This is a genomic window from Peredibacter starrii (genome assembly GCF_034259205.1).
Classification (GTDB): domain Bacteria; phylum Bdellovibrionota; class Bacteriovoracia; order Bacteriovoracales; family Bacteriovoracaceae; genus Peredibacter; species Peredibacter starrii.
On the sequence record NZ_CP139487.1, the window covers coordinates 1,972,719 to 1,990,238 of the forward strand.

The window sequence follows — 17,520 nt, forward strand, 5'->3', positions numbered from 1 at the left end:
GGAGATTACACTAAATCTAGTTATAAAAACCGTCAAAAAAATGTCGATACCACTATATATAGATTTTTCGCTTTTCAAATGTCAGATCAACTACTACGCTTATTTTAAGACAGATAAAACAACACAACCACACACATCATGAAGAAGGAGCTGGGGTTATGAGCGCAAGCACGGAGCTTTTACTTAAAGAAACAACTGATCGTTTTGTACTTTTCCCGATCAAGTACCACGACATCTGGGACATGTACAAAAAGGCAATGGCAAGTTTTTGGACTGCCGAGGAAATCGATCTTTATTCCGATCTAAATGATTGGGAAAATCTGAATGAGCAAGAGCGTCACTACATTTCGCATATCCTAGCGTTCTTCTCTGCGTCAGACGGGATCGTTAACGAGAACCTTGCCCTTCGTTTTTATAACGACGTTCAGATTCCAGAAGCTCGTTCTTTTTACGGCTTCCAGATCGCGATGGAAAACATCCACGCTGAAACATACGGTCTACTAATTGATACATATATTAAAGATCCTAAGAAGAAGGACTACCTTTTCAAGGCGATCGACAATATCCCATGTATTAAGAAGAAAGCTGACTGGGCCATGAAGTGGATCTACGGAAACGGTTCATTTGCTGAAAGACTTGTTGCTTTCGCTGCCATCGAAGGAATTTTCTTCTCTGGTTCATTCTGTTCAATCTTCTGGTTAAAGAAGCGCGGCCTTATGCCGGGTCTGACTTTCTCAAACGAGCTTATCTCTCGTGATGAAGGTCTACACACTGACTTCGCTTGTCTTCTATACAGAAACTATATTCAAGATAAGCCATCTGAAGCACGCATCCGTGAGCTAATCACTGAAGCAGTAAACTTCGAGTGTGAGTTCATCACTGAAGCTCTTCCGGTTTCTCTAATCGGTATGAACGCTGACATGATGAAAGAGTACATTAAATTTGTTGCCGACCGTCTTATGAGACAGCTTGGTTACTCTGATGTGTACGGTGCTAAGAACCCATTCGATTGGATGGAGCTCATTTCTATGCAAGGTAAAACTAACTTTTTCGAGAGAAAAGTTTCTGAATATCAAAAAGCTGGTGTTGTTAACTCGACAAAAGAAGCTGCTGGTTCGAACTTCGCTTTCTCAACTGATATGGATTTTTAAGGAGTAGTCATGTTTGTTACAACACGTTCAGGGAAAAAAGAACCCGTACAATTTGATAAAATCACTCACCGTATTTCTCAGTTAACATATAACTTAGATCCAAAATACGTTGATTCTGTTCAAGTAGCTAAGCGTACGATCAATGGATTGTTTGATGGTATTACGACTGATGAACTAGATAATCTTTCAGCTGAAGTTTCTGCTTATATGACTTCAGTTCACCCGGACTACGCTCGTCTTGCTGGCCGTATTGCTGTAGCGAACCTTCACCGTTCGACTTCAGATTCATTCATGGAGACTTTCGAGACTCTTTATAACTACACGAATGAATTCACTGGCGAGAAGCAACCACTTATCTCTGACGAGATCTTTGATTTCGCTCGTGAGCACAAGAACAGAATTTCTGCTGAAATCGCTTACTCTCGTGACTTCGAGTTCGATTATTTCGGATTCAAGACTCTTGAGAAGTCTTATCTTTTAAAAGTTAACGGTAAAATCGTTGAGCGCCCTCAGCACTTGTTCATGCGCGTGGCCCTAGGAGTACAAGTTGGAAACATTGAAGAAGCTATCAAAACGTATCACCTTATCTCTGAAGGTTTCTTTACGCATGCTTCTCCTACTTTGTTTAATGCCGGTACTAATAAGCCGCAAATGTCGTCATGCTTCCTGGTAGCAGCGAAGGACGATTCAATCGAAGGTATTTACGAAACACTTAAGCAGTGTGCTCTTATTTCACAATCTGCTGGTGGTATCGGTCTATCGATCCACAATATCCGCGCGAAAGGTTCATTCATCCGCGGAACAAACGGTACATCTAACGGTATCGTTCCTATGCTTCGCGTGTTCAACGATACTGCTCGTTACGTTGATCAGGGCGGCGGGAAACGTAAAGGTGCTTTCGCCATCTATCTTGAGCCTTGGCACGCTGATATCGAAGACTTCATTGAACTTCGTAAGAACCACGGTAAAGAAGAGCTACGTGCTCGTGACCTTTTCTACGCTCTATGGATCAACGATCTATTCATGCAACGAGTGGAAGCGGACGCTGACTGGACTCTTATGTGTCCAAACAAGTCACCAGGTCTGGCCGACGTTCATGGTAAAGAGTTCGCAGCTCTTTATGAGAAATATGAGAAAGAAGGCCGCGGTCTTAAAGTTGTTAAAGCTCGTGACCTTTGGTTCAAAGTTATCTCATCTCAAATTGAAACTGGTATGCCGTTCATGCTTTACAAAGATGCAGCGAACGAGAAATCAAACCAGAAGAACCTTGGTACAATCAAGTCTTCTAACCTTTGTACAGAAATCATGCAGTACACTTCTGAGAAAGAAATTGCTGTATGTAACCTTGCTTCGATCGCTCTTCCTAAGTTCGTTGTGGATGGCGAATATGATCACAAGAAACTTTACGAAGTTACTTACCAAGCAACTCGTAACTTGAACCGTATCATCGATCTTAACTACTACCCAGTAGAAGAAGCTCGTTACTCGAACATGAAAAACCGTCCAATCGGTCTAGGTGTTCAGGGTCTGGCAGATACGTTCTTCAAAATGAGAATGTCGTTTGATTCGGCCGCTGCTCGCGAGCTTAACAAGCAAATTTTCGAAACAATCTACTTCGCGGCACTTTCAGCTTCTGCTGATCTTGCTAAAGAGCACGGTCACTACGATTCGTACGAAGGTTCACCAATCTCTCAAGGTATCCTTCAGCACGATATGTGGGGTGTAACTCCATCTAACCGTTGGGACTGGACAACTCTAAGAGCGAAAATTAAGCAGTACGGTGTTCGTAACTCACTTCTTATGGCACCTATGCCGACTGCTTCAACGTCTCAGATCCTCGGTAATAACGAGTGTATCGAGCCGGTAACTTCTAACATCTATACTCGTCGAGTTCTTTCTGGTGAGTTCGCTATGGTGAATAAACATCTTGTGAAAGATCTTATTCAGCTTGGACTCTGGAATGAAGAGATGAAGGACCGTATCATCGCTCACAATGGATCGGTTCAGTACATTCCAGAGATTCCAGCTGATCTTAAAGAGCTTTACAGAACAGTATGGGAAATTAAGCAGAAGTCGATCCTTGAGATGGCCGCTGACCGTGGTGCTTACATCGATCAATCTCAATCGCTTAACATCCACATGGAAGATACTAACTTTGGTAAGCTTTCTTCACTTCACTTTGCTGCGTGGAAGCTTGGCCTTAAGACTGGTATGTACTATCTTAGAACTCGTCCAGCAGTGGACGCGATTAAGTTCACAATTAAAGAAACTGCAAAAACAGCAACAGCTGCTGATCAACAGGCTGCAATGGTTTGTTCTCTGGACAACCCAGAAGCATGTGTTAGCTGCGGTAGCTAGGTTTTTTCTGTCAGGGGCCTCTCACAACGGGATGTTGTGGGGGGCCTTTTCTCGTTTTGAGGTCATATGAAATTTCTTTTTGGTCTTTTGTTCTCTTTCTCTGCTTTTGCCGCTGTTCCGGGCTACGAGATTGCTTTCGAAATTGAAGGCAAGGCCGTGACTAAAACCGCTGGCAAAATTCGTATTAAAGAAGGCGAGACAGGTGCCATTTCCTATAAAGGAACTGAACTGCAAGTAACCAGCAAAGAAGGAGAAGTGCAGGGACACAAGGGAATCATGGTGGGTTTTGTTGTGAAACAGAAGAAGGACGTGATTTCAACTCCACAACTTCTTGTGGATGAAAAAGAAGAGGCGCAAATCTCAATCGATGATGCGATTTCTTTAAAAGTTTCTGCAACTCGAATCAGTCTTTAATAGTTGATGTTGTAACCCATCTCAGGACGTCTAAGTTCCTGAGAGAGATTCTGGGTGTTTTCCGGAATCGGTTGATGAGGGGTCACCGGGAAAACATACCCCTTACGTGTCTTTCTGAATCTGATCGCCTCTCGATTTTCCAAAGTCTTCACATCAATCCCACGACGACGAATTTCCGCCATGGCGTCTCGAAGTTCAAGCACCAGACCTTTTGAATAGATATTGAGACCAGTGATGTCCGTGTGAAATGAAACTCCACCTGGGCGAAGCACTCGCATGATTTCGTTAAAAAGCTCAAACTTGTACTTAATCTGGGTGATGGTGTCCTCGCTAAAAATCAGATCGAACTTATTATCGTCATATGGAATGCGAGCACCAAAATCCAGGTCCTGAAAAACCACATAGGGCAGATCAATCTCTTCAACTTCTTGCTTATTAAAAATCTCAAACTTCAGGGCCGTGAGGATAAAACTCTCTCGGCGATAGAAGGCACGGGTCTTCTCACGGTTTAAAGCGTAGAACTCCACTTCTGGAAATTGTTTTTTTAGTTCCATCAGAATGCGGCCATCTCCCGCTTCAATTTCCATCACACGAGTCTTTTCACCCGCCAGACGATTCTTCTCATAGGTCTCTTGAATGAGGTCTTGAAGACGATAGGGCGAGATCTTTTTATTGTACTCGTTTAATGAATAGGAGCGGGTCTCAGCGTCCTGAAGATTTTTGTATTGATCCCAGTTTACGGTCTGAACTTCCGTGTCTGTTTGAAAATACAACGACAGACAAAGGCCAACGATAATGCACGAAATGATGAAGAGAATGTTTCTTAAACCCATTAGGGACTATTCAACCACAGAACGGTTGAACTTCTCAAGAGTTTCCGGATCATCTTGAAGGGCCCTGCGAATAAGTGAGATCACAATATCTGTCGGAGTGGCGATGTTGTAGACATAATTAGTAAACTGAGAAATTTTAAAGTTCGTTTCTTGCTTAACCACACCAATTACGAGTCCTTCTTCATTAATCAGTGCGCCACCAGAATTTCCTGAGCGAATGGGTGCCCAAAACTTGAAGCGATTAATTTCTCGCTCAATCCCGCGACCCTGAGAAATGTGAATGCCCCAGCCGCCAGAGTTACCGATCGCCGTCATGACTTCGTGATCATTGTTAGTAGGGAAATAGCTCGCTTTAAGTTTTAATGCTGGGCCATCGGCCAGAGAGATTTGGATTTTTTCCGAAGCACAGAAAAGACACGCTTTTTTTGAGATCGTGAGTGGTTTAATCTCAATCAGGCACACATCCTGAAAGGCGCTACAGTAGTGGACCTTCTTACAGTCAAAGGTGTGGCCTTCGTTGTTTTTAATCTGAAAGTCGGCACACTCAGTTGTGTTTTTAAACTCCATGTTCAGCACATGGGCATTAGTGAGCACCAGGCTTTCGCCGATACTAAAAGCAGTGCCGCGCCGGCCATCATTTGCGGGATGTTCACTCTCAGGAATCATTTGAAAAACCGGCATGGAGAGTCGTTTAAATTCCTCGTATTGTTCTAAGGGAAGTGTGATTCTTGTTCCGTTTCTTTTGAATCTGCCAACTTCATCGTAGCTTGTGGCCTTAACGGACACGGTGCCATCGTCATTCATCTGCGCTTTTTCAAAAATGTTCAAATTCGGATACACGATACGAGGAGGAACCACGGAACGTGCAAAGAGGGCGCCAGAGATGAGGATCAGGAGCATAAATAATTTCATTAGGGAGATTGTAGGACCATTTCAAATGCAGGGGGCGGGTCTTGTAAAGGTTTTACGGAAGGACTAATATCAAGGGCTTAAGGAGTCATTTTCATGAAGTTAATCGTTTGTTTGTTCTTAATGCTTTTTAATATCACTGCATTCGCGAACCAATTAGGCGTTGGTGTTTCAATCGGAAACCCTACAGGACTAAATGGTAAGTACTGGCTCGACGAAAAAACTGCCATCGATGGTGGTTTCGGGATGTCGCTTGGGAAGAACACTGATGTGAGCATTCACTCAGATTACCTTCTGCATAAGGAAGGGGCCTTTTTCTTTAACGATGTTCATCCGTTGGATCTTTATTACGGTCTTGGTGCTCGTATGGAATTTGAAGACGACATTAATTTAGGTGTTCGTATTCCGGTGGGCCTCGCTCACAGAGTAGAGAACAAGAGAGCTGATGTTTTCGCGGAAGTAGCTCCCATTATTGATTTCGTAACATCGACTGGGCTTGAGCTTCATCTCTTGTTCGGCGGGCGTTATTACTTTTAGTTATAGGGCCATAGAAATTATCAATTTTCTTAAAAAACCTTACTGTGCGATAAACTCGGCAAGGAGATTTTATGAAAATCGTATTCGCTCTCTTATTAGTATTAAGTGCCCAACTTTCTTTCGCTCAAACTCATGAGGAAGATGAAGTACAACCAGTAAGAATCATCAGAGAATTAAGATAATGAAGGGGCCCTTGCGCCCCTTTCTTATTGGACCAGAATTTTTTGTTTGATTGATGCTTTCTTGCCGTTAATTTCAGTGATCCGCAGTTCTCCGCCAAGATTTTTCTCGACCGGATTTTTATTCATTGGATTTAACTGAACTCGATAGTCTGCCTCGAATTTAACTTTCGCATTTTTTCCAGTTAAGTGACCAGCACGCATTTCCAGATTCAGAATTGGCTTGGCCTCAAGCATGGCGGTTATTTTATTTTGGCTTTCGACCTTGCTGTAAGACTGAATGTTTCGAAGATCGAGTGATGCAGGGAAGGTCTGGAACACTTTTGGTTTGATAGTTCCTTGAATGTCGCACCCGTCTTTAAACTTATAAGTGACGCTGGCCTCTTCTTTCATCGTGAGGACATTCATCCAATTAATCTTTGTTTTGTCGCAGCCATCCACTCGGAACTTTTCTGTTCCTTTAGGACGTGTCTTACTCGCGCCGGCAATCAAAGGGCGGATAAGTTCTTGAATAGAGCGTTTGGCATCCTCAACTTCCGTTGAGGCCATTAAGGAATTAGAAATAAGTAAAATGATCAGGAATTTCATGTAACCTCATATATTTAGCTAATATTTATTGTATGACATGAGGAATTTTTTGATAAAATATTTTTTTGAAAGAACCGATCGGATAAGTATGGAAGAAGATGTTCTCAAAGGAAAGACCCTATTAGTTGTGGATGACGAAGTTGATCTTCGAGACATCGTTGCCTCTGAACTTGAGTTCATGGGTGCGAAGGTGTTTCAGGCCGAAAATATTCTCTCGGCCCAAAGGGTGCTTGCATCTCATAAGATTGATCTCATTATCTCCGACATTCGTATGCCTGGTGGGACCGGAGTGGATCTGCTCGACGTCGTGAAGGCAAAAGATGTGCAGGTTCCACCTGTGATCTTGATTACAGGGTTTGCCGATATCACGAATGAAGATGCTTTCGATAAGGGTGCTGAGGCCCTCTTAAATAAACCATTCAAGCTTGATGATCTGATTAAAATGGCCGTGAGGTACACTTCTCCAGTTGAAGAACGTTTTAATCACGGAACAATTGAGACCCGAAAAGAAGTTAAACCGATCAATGGCGAGCTTAAAATTGGCCGTGGTGGTGTTTCACTTAAACTCGATACTCATGGAACTAAGTATGAGATCGGGGAAGTGGTGAGATTCAATTTCACTTACGGGGATAAGTCATTTACTGGCGAAGGCATCTGTCGTTGGTTTAAACCAACGGATCAAGGTGCACAAAAGGCCACAATGGGTGTGGAATTCCTGCACCTGACTCCAGAGACATTAGACCATTTCAAAGACTACTTTGAAGACAGTAAGGTCGTTCCTTACATTCCTTCGTTCTCTTAATCTCTCAACCAATGACATGTGTATCCACCGGGATTCTTTTTTAAGTAATCCTGGTGGTATTCTTCGGCCGGATAGAATTTTGAGGCAGGAATGACTTGAGTCACGATCGGACGTGGCCACTTCTTAGAAGCATTCACTTTCGCGATAGTTTCTTCAGCAAATTGTTTCTGTTCAGGAGAGTGATAGAAAATCGCTGAACGGTATTGTGTACCCTTGTCATTACCTTGTTGGTTCAAAGTTGTTGGATCGTGAAGACGGAAGAAATAGCCAAGTAAATCAGCATAAGAAAGTTTATTGGCATCGAATTCCACTTCGATCGATTCAGCGTGATTTGTCGTTCCGAGTTTTACGATATTGTAGTTAGGATTATCCACAGTCCCGCCCGTGTAACCGACCGTTGTATTGGTTACCCCAGGAATGGCACGAATAATCTCTTCCACGCCCCAAAAACATCCACCAGCAAGAGTTGCGATTTCTTTTTTCATGGTCTTTGCTCCTACAGTAGTCCACATCATGACAGATAATAAAAGTGCTAGTACTTTCATAAAAACCTCATGGATCAATAATACGCCTCAAAAAGAGAATTGGCTTCCATAAACCATCACACTCAGGTATTAACAATCTCGACTCATATCCAAACTTTGTTACAATGATTTTATGACGAAAGGCCCTGAAGGTTTTGAACAGTTCTATTCTGAGATGTATGGTGAGCGTTGGCCTCGTCTGAAAGAGGCATTGCTGGCGCCAAAAAAACACGTTGCCGTTGCCAATCCATTTTCTAAGTTTAAATTCTCTGAAGCTCCCTTACATGTAACGGGAGTGTCTTTCGAACACGATGTGAGAGAAAGTTTTCCTCAGCCTGAAAAGACTGAAGAAGGCTACATGAATTACTACCTCATGGATGCGGCCAGTATTCTGCCTGTTGAAGCACTGGATCTTCAACCTGGTGAGAAAATGGTTGATCTTTGTGCGGCCCCAGGTGGTAAGAGTTTTCTCTGTGCTTTGAAATTAAAGAACCAGGGACTTCTCGTTTCCAATGATCGCTCTGCTGCTCGTCGCGCGCGCATTCATAGAATTTTTGATGATTATCTTCCAAAGTCAGAACAAAAAAATCATACCGTGACTGGACACGACGCCACTAAGTGGAGTCTGTATCAGAAAAGTATTTACGATAAAGTTCTTTTAGATGCTCCTTGCTCGTCGGAGAGACATGTTCTGGAAGACTCGAAGGAGCTGGCGATCTGGGCGCCGGGAAGAACTAAGGCGATTGCGATTTCTCAGTTTGCAATGCTCGCTTCAGCGCTGGATATTGTGAAAGTAGGTGGCACGATTGTGTATTCAACTTGTGCGCTTTCGCAATTAGAGAACGACGATATCATTCGTAAGCTCTATCAAAAACGTCCTGGTCGTTTTGAACTTATCCGCAAAGAGTTTTCATTCGGTGAACCGACAGAGTTTGGGTGGCAGGTGCTGCCAGACAATACTGGATGGGGCCCATTCTATCTGGCCGTGGTTAAACGAACTAAGTAACCGTCCAATCAATTGGTTTAAGATTGTGTTCTTTCAGATAAGCATTTGTCTGCGAGAACGGTTTTGATCCCATGAATCCGCGATACACTGATAATGGTGAGGGATGCACTGATTTTAAAATGAGATGCTTCTTTTCATCAACGTGCTGGGCCTTTTTCTGGGCAGGAGAGCCCCAAAGAATAAACACAACGTTTTCTTTTTGGTTTAAAACTTCGATCACTTTATCTGTGAATTTTTCCCAGCCTTTTTTATGATGACTGCCGGCCTTGCCGTCTTCCACAGTTAGAACTGTATTAAGGAGGAATACTCCCTGACGGGCCCAGCTCTCTAGACACCCATGATCTGGAATATCAATTCCCATGTCGTCTTTAAGCTCTTTAAAGATGTTCACCAGCGATGGTGGCGTCTTCACCCCGCGCTGAACCGAAAAACACAATCCATGGGCCTGTCCGAAACCGTGATAAGGGTCTTGTCCCAGGATCACCACTTTGACGTTGTCGTAAGAGGTAAGTCTGAAGGCCTCGAAGATATTTTCCTTCGGAGGATAGATTGTTTTGGTCTGGGAATCTAAAAATTCTTCCAGTTCCTTAAAGTAAGGCTTTTTAAATTCAGGGCTTAGAAGGGGCATCCAGCTTGGGTCGAGAGTGAAATTCATGGCCCAAATTCTCTCTAATCTTGTAAGATATGTCTATGGGCCCGCGACGTTATGTGATCTGCGACATTGAGGCAACAGGGTTAGACGAAGACCGAGATCTGATTGAGATCGCGCTGATTACTTTTGAAGACGACAAAGTGATCGAGGTCTACGACACTTTAATCAATCCTCTGCGCCCGATTCCCGAGTTTATTTCAAATCTCACCATGATTTCTAACCGCGAGTTAGAAACCGCCCCGAAATTTTATGAAGTGGCCGATGCCATTCGCATGCGTTTAGAGGGAGCGGTGTTTGTTTCTCACAATACGGAATTTGATCTGGGACTTCTCCGGAAAAAATATAAGGAGATGGGACAGGAGTTGAAGGTAAAGAACTTTTGTACCTTGAAAGTTGCGCAACACGAGATTCCAGGGCTTCGGAATTATAATCTGGATGCTCTTTGTAGTTTCTTCGGAATTAAGATTGAAGAACGCCATCGTGCGGTTGGTGACGCTAAAGCGACTCTGGGTCTTTTTAAAGAGCTCTTACAGTTGCGCTTAAAGACCTACACCAAAATTTTATTTCTTCCTCATCATGAGAAGATGCTGAAGAAGATTCCTTCGAAAGCAGGGCTATTATATTTCAAAGATCCGAATGGAAAGGTCCTTCGTTTTGAAGCCTCTTTTAATATGGAGAAGACCGCTCGTGAGTTGTTAGAGGTCAAGGCCGATAATCGGGACCTCCTTATGAAAGTTGAAATGGTGGAAGGTGAAGTCACAGGTTCAGCGTTGATTGCTGAATTTAAGAAGCTGCTCTTTCATCCTTATCAACCTCACTGGATGATTGTGACCCAAGAGTTAGATACAGGTGAGAAGTTCTTTAAGATTCGCCCTTATAAAAAAGGTTTGAATGGTTTGTGGTATTTTAAAGAATACCTCGATGCGAAGAAGAAGCTCAGAACTTTAGAGCATGGTTTAAAAGACCAGACCTTTGCTTATCGCGATAGTGGAAAGTCTAAGGAAGAAATTGTTCAGCATAACCGGAAGGTCGATAATTTCTCTAAAGAGGCGCGCTTTCCGAATGATAATTTAGTGATTGTTGGCGAAGGTCGTACGATGGGTGAGAAATCCCTGATCCTCGTCAGAGACAACCATGTAGTGGGTTATGGTTATACTGAAGCGTCGGAAGATGAAATCTATGCGGGGCCCGAACAGTATCTCACGCGAAGATTCTTTCAGCATCTGGGCGCTGATCTCGCGACGAGAAAATATATTCGAGTCTTAAAGAATTTAAGGAATAAAACAGAGTCATGGCGAAGTTTATCTTTATCTTGATGTTGTCAGTGAGCGCTTTTGCCCGGACAGATGTTAAATATTTAAGAAACTATGATGGTGATACCATAACCTTTGACGTGGGGAAGGTGAGAGTTCTAGGGATTGACACCGCTGAACTTAAGAGCCGTAAACCATGCGAGAAGGAATATGGGAAAGTCGCTCAAATCTTCGTTGAGAAGGAGCTTCGAGCGGCCAAGGAAATTTACCTAACAAACAACAATAAACGTGATATCTATGGGCGAATTTTGGCAAAGGTCCACTATGACGGAAAAGACCTAGGAGAGGTGCTTCTACGTGAACAGCTGGCCGTGCCTTATGTCCCTAAGAAACGCCAAAAAGTAAATTGGTGTAAGGTGCAGGAGAAGAGAAATGAATCCAAAAAACTTTAAATCAACCAAACGCTTTAGTGGTTTCCCTTGTACCCACCGTCAGTGGCGTGCGGAATCTCACTGTCGTTTTGTTCACGGATACTCTCGTGAATTCTATTTCGAGTTTGAAGGCAAAGAACTCACTAAAGAAGGATGGGTCGTGGATTTCGGGGGCCTAAAAGAAGTGAAGGCCTGGTTGAACTATATGTTTGATCACACGTTTCTGGTTTCGCAAGATGATCCTGCTATGGAAGAGTTTAAGAAACTCGATCAGAGTGGTGTGATTCAACTGCGTGTGTTGCCTAATCCTGGCATGGAAGGCTCTGCTCAGTATGTGTATGAAGAAGCTTCGAAGATTTTAAAGAAGCTTTACGGTGACCGCGTTTGGATCAGTATGGTTCAAGTCAGCGAGAACGAAAATAATTCTGCCATCTTCACTCCATGAGTTTTTGGGACCGCTTCGAACCTTCATCTTGTTATCCAGACAAGTGCCAGTGTGAGGCGGTCCAGGACGCTTTAATCCGTCAACCATCGTCTTTTTGGTCGTCCCTTGCTTATGTGGTAGCGGGTCTCGCTATCTACCGTGAAATCGAAAATAAAACCCATGAATTGAAGATGTGGGCGGGTGTTTGCTGCCTCATGGGTCTGTCGAGCATGTTCGGTCATGGGAGTTTCATTAGAGTTTCTTTGGCGCTCGACTTTGCTTCGATTGTTTTGGTTTTGAGCTTCTTTGCCTTATTGAATTATCTCAGAAAGTTCTCGGTACTGAAGATCATGGGCTTTTTTAGCGCGTATTACGTGGCACTTTTCATGGCCATGTATCAGCTAGGGAAGTGGCCCAAGATAGGAGCGTGCCTGGCGATCTTTGCGGTCTCATTGGGTGAGGTCGCTAAAAGAAAAGTCGATAAGAATTTATTCTTATGCCTGGGAATTCTGGCCCTATCGTTTGGCTTTTTCGTTATCGATGAAATGCACCTGGGATGTGATCCCCATAGTCTCTTTCAGTTTCACTCTCTGTGGCATTTAGGCACAGGTCTTTCGATGTATTTCTATGGCAAATGGCGTTTCACAAACGCTGTTTGATTCTTTGCCTCTGATTGCAGTTTCTGCAGAGTAATCTCAAATTGTCTTTTGTGGTTTTACCTCCGTGGGCGAATGGGGTGATGTGGTCGAATTCGAGCCCATAGATGCTGCCGCAGAGCTGGCATTTCTGGTCTCTTTGGTAGACTTCTTTTTTAATTAAAGAAGGTACATATCTTGGATTATCTGAAGTCTGCATCTTTAATGCTTTTAATTTAAACTTTTGAGTTTTAATATCTTCGACTGCGATAGTGAATACTCTTTTCCAAAAGTCTGGCGAATGTGCCAGTAGACCTCGTAGCTCATCGTAGAGCGAAAGTTCCTCTTCTGTAAGTATAATGTTTAGGCGAGGAAGTGGTTTTGTTTGTTTTTCTGGATTAATGATTTCCAAGAGTGTCTTTTCACAGGTCCTGGCGGATGTATTTTCAATTGATGCGAGGATTTCCTTTTTAAAACTTTTATCCGTTATGTTTTCCTGCTTAAAAGTATCAGATGCTTTGGCAATGTTTGAAATATTCAATTCACCACTTTCGATTTTTTCCTCGATTTCTGGAATCTCTTCTAGCATTCTTGCAGCTTTGATTCTTCTAATCGCTGACGAATCAGAAAAGCCCAGCTCTTGAACGACGTAACTGAATAAAGAAGGATAGCCTAGTTCCGAGAAAAGCTTTCTTCTCTCTATTTCTCGAATATGGTGAAGGAGTTCGGCAGTGACTTTTCTATAAGTCGCTGCGAGTTTTTTGGTGTCGGTCAGAAGTACTTTGTCTGTGAGATGTTTCAGATTCATATTTCCTCCTAACATGTTCGTTAAAAGAGTTTGATCTTGAAGTACATCTCATGATTTATTTGTTCAATTGTGAATGACGCGCTTCCACTTCGACGTCGAAGTCTTAAGATAATCGATACTGATCCAACCACGTCAAGAGCTGCGAATCCATTTCGACAGGTACATAGGCAGGAGTATTCAAAGCATATAAGGCGACAGGAGGATTTAAAGCCTGGGTCCAGCCACGGAAATAGTCTTCAGAGAAATAATGAATCATGGCCGATTTAAGACACTTCAATAAATGAACGGCATAGGCATTCATGTCGGCAATGAGATATTCGAATTCGGATGCGAAGGCTTCGTTGCTTAAATCAAAGTAGGCGATGGTTTGATCCAATAATCCGTAGAACCCCAGCTGACCCCGGTAACATTCGTTGTGGTAATAAAAATGATCGGCGTGAATCAAGTCATGCATGATGAAACTTAGAGCATCACGCTCGCCCAGGATATAAGTGGAGAGTCGTTGATCAACGATGGCCGTGACACAGCGGCGACCCATTTTTTGTTGCTTTAAAACTTCCGCAGGATATGGAATGCGGAACATGAGTTCTAATCCATAGCGACCGGCAGACCACTCAAGTACAGCACGATTTACAGATTCCGGAGTGGATTTCAAAGCAAAGTTCGCGAAGATTTCATTCAGAGTTTCAACGCCCTCAAGACGTTTTAAAATATTTGGCTCGAAGGTGAATGGTAAATCTCTCCAAGCGACACCGGATATTTTTAATGAGTTTTTCTTTGAACCTAACCAGTTGGTGGGGTAGCGGTGAGATAAATACGTGAGTATGTAGGCCGCTACAAAATCCGACCCCGATAGGAGTTTTTGAAACGGAGTCACTTTGGCCAGAACGAAGGGAGCTTCCGCATGTAACTCTGACTCGGAAACTAACTTCTTCTTAAAACGCCCCGCTCTTGAGGATGATTTAATAGGTAAATTTGAACTCATACGATATCATTTAACATATTGGTCCAAGGAGGGAAATATGATTTGGGATAGTTTAGAAAGATGTTGGAGACAGGGTGGCCGTAAGAACGTAAAAGTACGTTTCAATGACTGGACTCACCAAATTAAGTATTTCATGATCATGGGCGAGTCATCAGACGGAAAACGTTTTGTAGGTGTGCTCGACACTGGAGAAAAAATCAGCTTTTACAAAAAGTCTCGTGGTTGGATGCTTTATTACCCTGAGTCTGAATTTCAGGCGCACGCGGTTTAGGTCGATTTTCTTCTGATATAAAGAACCTTATCGACGTCTGCAATGAGCTTTCCATCCTTGTCTTTGATTTCAACTTTAAAAATGTAGTCCATTTTATTCTGGGTCGCGAGAGTGGCCTGGATTTCTTCTAAATGAGCATCGGTGAGATTGAAATCGGCGTACACTGTGCCACGGCCGGGCTTTCTGAAATTAATCGTCGCGGCCTTGTCCCACACAATGTAGTCACGGCCAAGATTTTTAATCAGCATCAACATGTACCACGGATCAACCATGGCATAGAGAGAACCGCCGAACTGAGTTCCCATGTAGTTCTTATTGTAAAAGGTGAGCTTCATCGACACGCGAGCGTGACGATAATCTTTTGTCATCTTCTGAAGACGAACGCCGGCACCAACAAATGGGCCGTAGAAGTTAATGATTTTCTCTAAGAACAATTGTCTTAGTCTCATGATAGCACCTTAACGTGAGTTTCAGCGTGGGCCATGAGTTCACCCTTAGGTGATTTCACATCGGCACGCATGAAAATAAAGTTTTTTGTTTTCTTTAAAACCTGGGCCTCGATTGTACAATGGCCCATCTCTTCCGTGAAGGATGTTAAGAAGGTCACATTCATAGAAATTGTTAAACAAGGGCCTTGGGCCGTGATGTAGGACAATGGCCCGAATACATCATCGATACAACCAGCAAGGATTCCACCTTGGTAAACGCCAACAGGATTTGTGAATTGTTTTTGGAAAGGAATCTTCGCCACCATTCTCTCACCAGGAACGATTTCCAGGAATTCATGTCCCAAGGAAAGCATTGAGGGAGGAGGAAGCTGGAGCTTTCCTTCTTTGTTAAAGTGCTTTAAACCGTCTAACCATTTTTGATGTACGCTCATGCTTTAATACTCTTTAAATAAGATTTTAAGTTTTTCTTCCCGAGATTCGGGTCACCTGTAATACGCGCCAACTGCAAGCTGCCTTGAAGTAAAGACATGGTACAGATAACGGCCTCTCCTCGAGGAATAGAAATATCCATCTGCTTGAATAATGAATTTAACCAGTCTTTTTGAAGTTCATGTAGTTTTTTAATTTCAGTTTGAAGATCCGGATCGACCTGCTGCCACTCAAGACTTAAAGCACCCACTGGACACACACGTTGCTTCTCACTGATCCAGCGAGTGAGGGTCTCCGCATATTGCATGATCTGTTTTTCAGGGGCCAGGTGATTGTATTTCTCGACCCAGGCGATGAAGGCATTTTGATAAAAGCGATACAGTTCAATGGCGAGGGCATTTTTAGAAGGGTAGTGATGGAAGACGCTCGCCTTCTTGATGTTTAAAGACGCGGCCAGCTCTTGCAAACTAAAGCCGTTTAGTCCCTTGCTAAGGAGCATGCGGCTAGCTTCATGTAATAATTCGGTTTTAGTATTGGGTATGGACATTTATCAGGTCCTCCATTAAAATGAAGTATACCCTACCGACCGGTCGGTTGTCAAAAAGGAACGTTATGAGAAAAGTGGCAATTTTAGGTGGTTCAAGAACTCCCTTCGTAAAATCAATGACGAGCTATCAAGGGCTCTCAAACCAAACCATGCTGACAGCGGCGATGAATGATTTGGTTAATAAAACAAATTTAAAAGGCAAACTACTTGGTGACGTGATCGCGGGAACCGTGATGAATCACCCGTTTGACTATAACCTTACTCGTGAAGTGGTACTGGGAACTGAACTTGATCCAAGAACTCCGGGCCTTAACATCCAGCGTGCTTGTGGTACTGGTCTTGAGGCCGCAAATCTTGTGGCACTAAAAATTGCCGCGGGCCAGATGGAGTCCGGTATCGCGGGTGGTTCAGATACAAACTCTGATATTCCATTCGTGGGTCAGCGTCGTTTGACTCACTTTATGATTAAGCTTCAAAACGCCAAGACCTTAACTGATAAACTAAAAATTCTTTCAAGCTTTAATCCAAAAATGCTTAAGCCTGAGATTCCGGCGGTGAAAGAACCTCGTACAGGTCTATCGATGGGTGAGCACACTGAACTTATGGTGAAAGAGTGGGGCATCACTCGTGAAGCGCAAGACCAACTTGCTCTTGAATCGCATCAGAAAGCAGCGAAGGCCTATGAAGAAGGTTTTTATGACGATCTCATTATTAACTTTCAGGGTCTGAAGAAAGATGCATTCACACGCAAAGACACTTCATTAGAAAAACTCGGAAAGTTAAAACCTGCATTTGATTTTAGCGGTAAAGGCTCTCTCACTGCAGGGAACTCAACTCCTTTAACAGATGGCGCTTCAGTTGTTCTTATGGGCTCAGAAGAATTTGCCAAAGAAAATAATCTGGAAGTTATGGCCTACTTTAAAGATGCGGAAGTCGCAGCAGTGGACTTTGTTCACGGTGAAGGACTTCTGATGGGGCCAACAATTGCAGTCTCTCGTCTTCTGGAAAGAAATAATCTTACTCTTCAAGATTTTGATTTCTACGAAATCCATGAGGCCTTCGCAGGACAAGTTCTGTGTACGTTAAAGGCCTGGGAAGATCCAGCTTACTGTAAGCGTGTGCTTGGTCGCGATAAGGCGATGGGATCAATTGATCGCAATAAGATGAATGTGAAGGGTGGTTCACTTGCAGTAGGTCACCCATTCGCAGCAACTGGTGGACGAATTGTGGCAGCGGCCGGAAAAATTTTAAAAGAGGCAGGTAAGGGCCGACTACTCGTTTCGGTTTGTACAGCAGGTGGTATGGGAGTTGCGGCCATTATTGAGAGGTAATGTA

Annotated in this window: 22 protein-coding genes; 12 read left to right on the plus strand and 10 right to left on the minus strand. The window is 43.3% G+C overall.

The features are described 5' to 3' along the window. Positions 1-158 precede the first annotated feature (158 nt). From SOO65_RS10000 to SOO65_RS10010, 3 genes are all read left to right on the plus strand, one after another. Positions 159-1,151 (plus strand): ribonucleotide-diphosphate reductase subunit beta, encoded by a 993-nt coding sequence (locus tag SOO65_RS10000; protein ID WP_321399930.1) that lies wholly within the window; start codon positions 159-161, stop codon positions 1,149-1,151. Between the two features lie 9 nt (positions 1,152-1,160). After that, positions 1,161-3,509 carry a ribonucleoside-diphosphate reductase subunit alpha gene (locus tag SOO65_RS10005; protein ID WP_321399932.1) on the plus strand — a complete coding sequence of 783 codons (2,349 nt, stop codon included), beginning with the start codon at positions 1,161-1,163 and terminating at the stop codon, positions 3,507-3,509. A 66-nt stretch (positions 3,510-3,575) separates the two neighbouring features. Next, positions 3,576-3,923 (plus strand): hypothetical protein, encoded by a 348-nt coding sequence (locus SOO65_RS10010; protein ID WP_321399934.1) that lies wholly within the window; start codon positions 3,576-3,578, stop codon positions 3,921-3,923. On the opposite strand, the gene SOO65_RS10015 is transcribed toward SOO65_RS10010, so the two are convergent. Then, the gene (locus tag SOO65_RS10015) at positions 3,920-4,756 is read right to left on the minus strand and encodes a methyltransferase domain-containing protein (protein WP_321399936.1); all 837 of its coding nucleotides are present in this window, start codon (positions 4,754-4,756) and stop codon (positions 3,920-3,922) included. The genes SOO65_RS10010 and SOO65_RS10015 overlap by 4 nt on opposite strands. Positions 4,757-4,762: 6 nt before the next feature. Next, a complete protein-coding gene (locus tag SOO65_RS10020; protein ID WP_321399938.1) occupies positions 4,763-5,668 on the minus strand; it encodes a S1 family peptidase in 906 nt (301 codons plus the stop codon). A 93-nt stretch (positions 5,669-5,761) separates the two neighbouring features. On the opposite strand from SOO65_RS10020, the gene SOO65_RS10025 reads away from it, so the two are divergent. Continuing rightward, a complete protein-coding gene (locus SOO65_RS10025; RefSeq protein WP_321399940.1) occupies positions 5,762-6,202 on the plus strand; it encodes a hypothetical protein in 441 nt (146 codons plus the stop codon). A gap of 206 nt (positions 6,203-6,408) precedes the next feature. On the opposite strand, the gene SOO65_RS10030 is transcribed toward SOO65_RS10025, so the two are convergent. Then, positions 6,409-6,969, minus strand: a complete 561-nt coding sequence (locus tag SOO65_RS10030; RefSeq protein WP_321399942.1) for a hypothetical protein — start codon at positions 6,967-6,969, stop codon at positions 6,409-6,411. Positions 6,970-7,057: 88 nt separating this feature from the next. On the opposite strand from SOO65_RS10030, the gene SOO65_RS10035 reads away from it, so the two are divergent. Next, a complete protein-coding gene (locus tag SOO65_RS10035; RefSeq protein ID WP_321399944.1) occupies positions 7,058-7,771 on the plus strand; it encodes a response regulator in 714 nt (237 codons plus the stop codon). Here SOO65_RS10035 and msrA read toward each other — a convergent pair. Then, positions 7,768-8,316 (minus strand): peptide-methionine (S)-S-oxide reductase MsrA, encoded by a 549-nt coding sequence (gene msrA / locus SOO65_RS10040; RefSeq protein ID WP_321399946.1) that lies wholly within the window; start codon positions 8,314-8,316, stop codon positions 7,768-7,770. The genes SOO65_RS10035 and msrA overlap by 4 nt on opposite strands. A gap of 112 nt (positions 8,317-8,428) precedes the next feature. Between msrA and SOO65_RS10045 the strand changes: the two genes are divergently transcribed. Then, positions 8,429-9,301 carry an RsmB/NOP family class I SAM-dependent RNA methyltransferase gene (locus SOO65_RS10045; protein WP_321399947.1) on the plus strand — a complete coding sequence of 291 codons (873 nt, stop codon included), beginning with the start codon at positions 8,429-8,431 and terminating at the stop codon, positions 9,299-9,301. On the opposite strand, the gene ung is transcribed toward SOO65_RS10045, so the two are convergent. Continuing rightward, entirely contained in the window at positions 9,294-9,956 is a 663-nt protein-coding gene (ung, locus tag SOO65_RS10050) for a uracil-DNA glycosylase (RefSeq protein WP_321399949.1), read from the minus strand. The two genes, SOO65_RS10045 and ung, sit on opposite strands and share 8 nt — an antisense overlap. Before the next feature lie 35 nt (positions 9,957-9,991). Between ung and SOO65_RS10055 the strand changes: the two genes are divergently transcribed. From SOO65_RS10055 to SOO65_RS10070, 4 genes are read left to right on the plus strand one after another with little or no spacing between them, the layout of a single operon-like run. Then, positions 9,992-11,269, plus strand: a complete 1,278-nt coding sequence (locus tag SOO65_RS10055) for a 3'-5' exonuclease (RefSeq protein WP_321399951.1) — start codon at positions 9,992-9,994, stop codon at positions 11,267-11,269. Then, a complete protein-coding gene (locus SOO65_RS10060; RefSeq protein WP_321399952.1) occupies positions 11,245-11,658 on the plus strand; it encodes a thermonuclease family protein in 414 nt (137 codons plus the stop codon). The genes SOO65_RS10055 and SOO65_RS10060 overlap by 25 nt, the downstream gene beginning before the upstream one ends. Then, complete coding sequence (locus tag SOO65_RS10065) at positions 11,639-12,082, plus strand: 6-pyruvoyl trahydropterin synthase family protein (protein ID WP_321399954.1); 444 nt, start codon at positions 11,639-11,641, stop codon at positions 12,080-12,082. Before SOO65_RS10060 ends, SOO65_RS10065 begins: the two co-directional genes overlap by 20 nt. Then, positions 12,079-12,720 (plus strand): hypothetical protein, encoded by a 642-nt coding sequence (locus SOO65_RS10070; RefSeq protein ID WP_321399956.1) that lies wholly within the window; start codon positions 12,079-12,081, stop codon positions 12,718-12,720. The genes SOO65_RS10065 and SOO65_RS10070 overlap by 4 nt, the downstream gene beginning before the upstream one ends. Here the strand turns inward: SOO65_RS10070 and SOO65_RS10075 are convergent. Continuing rightward, positions 12,704-13,504, minus strand: a complete 801-nt coding sequence (locus SOO65_RS10075; RefSeq protein ID WP_321399958.1) for an HNH endonuclease — start codon at positions 13,502-13,504, stop codon at positions 12,704-12,706. The two genes, SOO65_RS10070 and SOO65_RS10075, sit on opposite strands and share 17 nt — an antisense overlap. Before the next feature lie 103 nt (positions 13,505-13,607). Further along, complete coding sequence (locus SOO65_RS10080; protein WP_321399960.1) at positions 13,608-14,489, minus strand: hypothetical protein; 882 nt, start codon at positions 14,487-14,489, stop codon at positions 13,608-13,610. Between the two features lie 37 nt (positions 14,490-14,526). Between SOO65_RS10080 and SOO65_RS10085 the strand changes: the two genes are divergently transcribed. Then, positions 14,527-14,760 carry a hypothetical protein gene (locus SOO65_RS10085; protein WP_321399962.1) on the plus strand — a complete coding sequence of 78 codons (234 nt, stop codon included), beginning with the start codon at positions 14,527-14,529 and terminating at the stop codon, positions 14,758-14,760. On the opposite strand, the gene SOO65_RS10090 is transcribed toward SOO65_RS10085, so the two are convergent. From SOO65_RS10090 to SOO65_RS10100, 3 genes are read right to left on the minus strand one after another with little or no spacing between them, the layout of a single operon-like run. Beyond that, positions 14,757-15,209 carry a YiiD C-terminal domain-containing protein gene (locus SOO65_RS10090; protein ID WP_321399964.1) on the minus strand — a complete coding sequence of 151 codons (453 nt, stop codon included), beginning with the start codon at positions 15,207-15,209 and terminating at the stop codon, positions 14,757-14,759. The two genes, SOO65_RS10085 and SOO65_RS10090, sit on opposite strands and share 4 nt — an antisense overlap. After that, positions 15,206-15,640, minus strand: a complete 435-nt coding sequence (locus SOO65_RS10095) for a PaaI family thioesterase (protein WP_321399966.1) — start codon at positions 15,638-15,640, stop codon at positions 15,206-15,208. The genes SOO65_RS10090 and SOO65_RS10095 overlap by 4 nt, the downstream gene beginning before the upstream one ends. After that, positions 15,637-16,137 (minus strand): TetR/AcrR family transcriptional regulator, encoded by a 501-nt coding sequence (locus tag SOO65_RS10100; protein ID WP_407676994.1) that lies wholly within the window; start codon positions 16,135-16,137, stop codon positions 15,637-15,639. The genes SOO65_RS10095 and SOO65_RS10100 overlap by 4 nt, the downstream gene beginning before the upstream one ends. A gap of 113 nt (positions 16,138-16,250) precedes the next feature. Here SOO65_RS10100 and SOO65_RS10105 point away from each other — a divergent pair, with 113 nt between their 5' ends. Beyond that, positions 16,251-17,516, plus strand: a complete 1,266-nt coding sequence (locus SOO65_RS10105; RefSeq protein ID WP_321399970.1) for an acetyl-CoA C-acetyltransferase — start codon at positions 16,251-16,253, stop codon at positions 17,514-17,516. Positions 17,517-17,520: the final 4 nt, after the last annotated feature.

Excerpts from the sequence above, each read along its gene's own strand:
- ung (WP_321399949.1), bottom strand. The coding sequence starts at position 9,956 with ATGAATTTCACTCTCGACCCAAGCTGGATGCCCCTTCTAAGCCCTGAA.
- SOO65_RS10055 (WP_321399951.1), top strand. The coding sequence starts at position 9,992 with ATGGGCCCGCGACGTTATGTGATCTGCGACATTGAGGCAACAGGGTTA.
- msrA (WP_321399946.1), bottom strand. The coding sequence starts at position 8,316 with ATGAAAGTACTAGCACTTTTATTATCTGTCATGATGTGGACTACTGTA.
- SOO65_RS10080 (WP_321399960.1), bottom strand. The coding sequence starts at position 14,489 with ATGAGTTCAAATTTACCTATTAAATCATCCTCAAGAGCGGGGCGTTTT.
- SOO65_RS10105 (WP_321399970.1), top strand. The coding sequence starts at position 16,251 with ATGAGAAAAGTGGCAATTTTAGGTGGTTCAAGAACTCCCTTCGTAAAA.
- SOO65_RS10075 (WP_321399958.1), bottom strand. The coding sequence starts at position 13,504 with ATGAATCTGAAACATCTCACAGACAAAGTACTTCTGACCGACACCAAA.
- SOO65_RS10035 (WP_321399944.1), top strand. The coding sequence starts at position 7,058 with ATGGAAGAAGATGTTCTCAAAGGAAAGACCCTATTAGTTGTGGATGAC.
- SOO65_RS10060 (WP_321399952.1), top strand. The coding sequence starts at position 11,245 with ATGGCGAAGTTTATCTTTATCTTGATGTTGTCAGTGAGCGCTTTTGCC.
- SOO65_RS10070 (WP_321399956.1), top strand. The coding sequence starts at position 12,079 with ATGAGTTTTTGGGACCGCTTCGAACCTTCATCTTGTTATCCAGACAAG.
- SOO65_RS10020 (WP_321399938.1), bottom strand. The coding sequence starts at position 5,668 with ATGAAATTATTTATGCTCCTGATCCTCATCTCTGGCGCCCTCTTTGCA.
- SOO65_RS10015 (WP_321399936.1), bottom strand. The coding sequence starts at position 4,756 with ATGGGTTTAAGAAACATTCTCTTCATCATTTCGTGCATTATCGTTGGC.
- SOO65_RS10100 (WP_407676994.1), bottom strand. The coding sequence starts at position 16,137 with ATGCTCCTTAGCAAGGGACTAAACGGCTTTAGTTTGCAAGAGCTGGCC.
- SOO65_RS10010 (WP_321399934.1), top strand. The coding sequence starts at position 3,576 with ATGAAATTTCTTTTTGGTCTTTTGTTCTCTTTCTCTGCTTTTGCCGCT.
- SOO65_RS10085 (WP_321399962.1), top strand. The coding sequence starts at position 14,527 with ATGATTTGGGATAGTTTAGAAAGATGTTGGAGACAGGGTGGCCGTAAG.
- SOO65_RS10065 (WP_321399954.1), top strand. The coding sequence starts at position 11,639 with ATGAATCCAAAAAACTTTAAATCAACCAAACGCTTTAGTGGTTTCCCT.
- SOO65_RS10045 (WP_321399947.1), top strand. The coding sequence starts at position 8,429 with ATGACGAAAGGCCCTGAAGGTTTTGAACAGTTCTATTCTGAGATGTAT.
- SOO65_RS10095 (WP_321399966.1), bottom strand. The coding sequence starts at position 15,640 with ATGAGCGTACATCAAAAATGGTTAGACGGTTTAAAGCACTTTAACAAA.
- SOO65_RS10005 (WP_321399932.1), top strand. The coding sequence starts at position 1,161 with ATGTTTGTTACAACACGTTCAGGGAAAAAAGAACCCGTACAATTTGAT.
- SOO65_RS10030 (WP_321399942.1), bottom strand. The coding sequence starts at position 6,969 with ATGAAATTCCTGATCATTTTACTTATTTCTAATTCCTTAATGGCCTCA.
- SOO65_RS10090 (WP_321399964.1), bottom strand. The coding sequence starts at position 15,209 with ATGAGACTAAGACAATTGTTCTTAGAGAAAATCATTAACTTCTACGGC.
- SOO65_RS10025 (WP_321399940.1), top strand. The coding sequence starts at position 5,762 with ATGAAGTTAATCGTTTGTTTGTTCTTAATGCTTTTTAATATCACTGCA.
- SOO65_RS10000 (WP_321399930.1), top strand. The coding sequence starts at position 159 with ATGAGCGCAAGCACGGAGCTTTTACTTAAAGAAACAACTGATCGTTTT.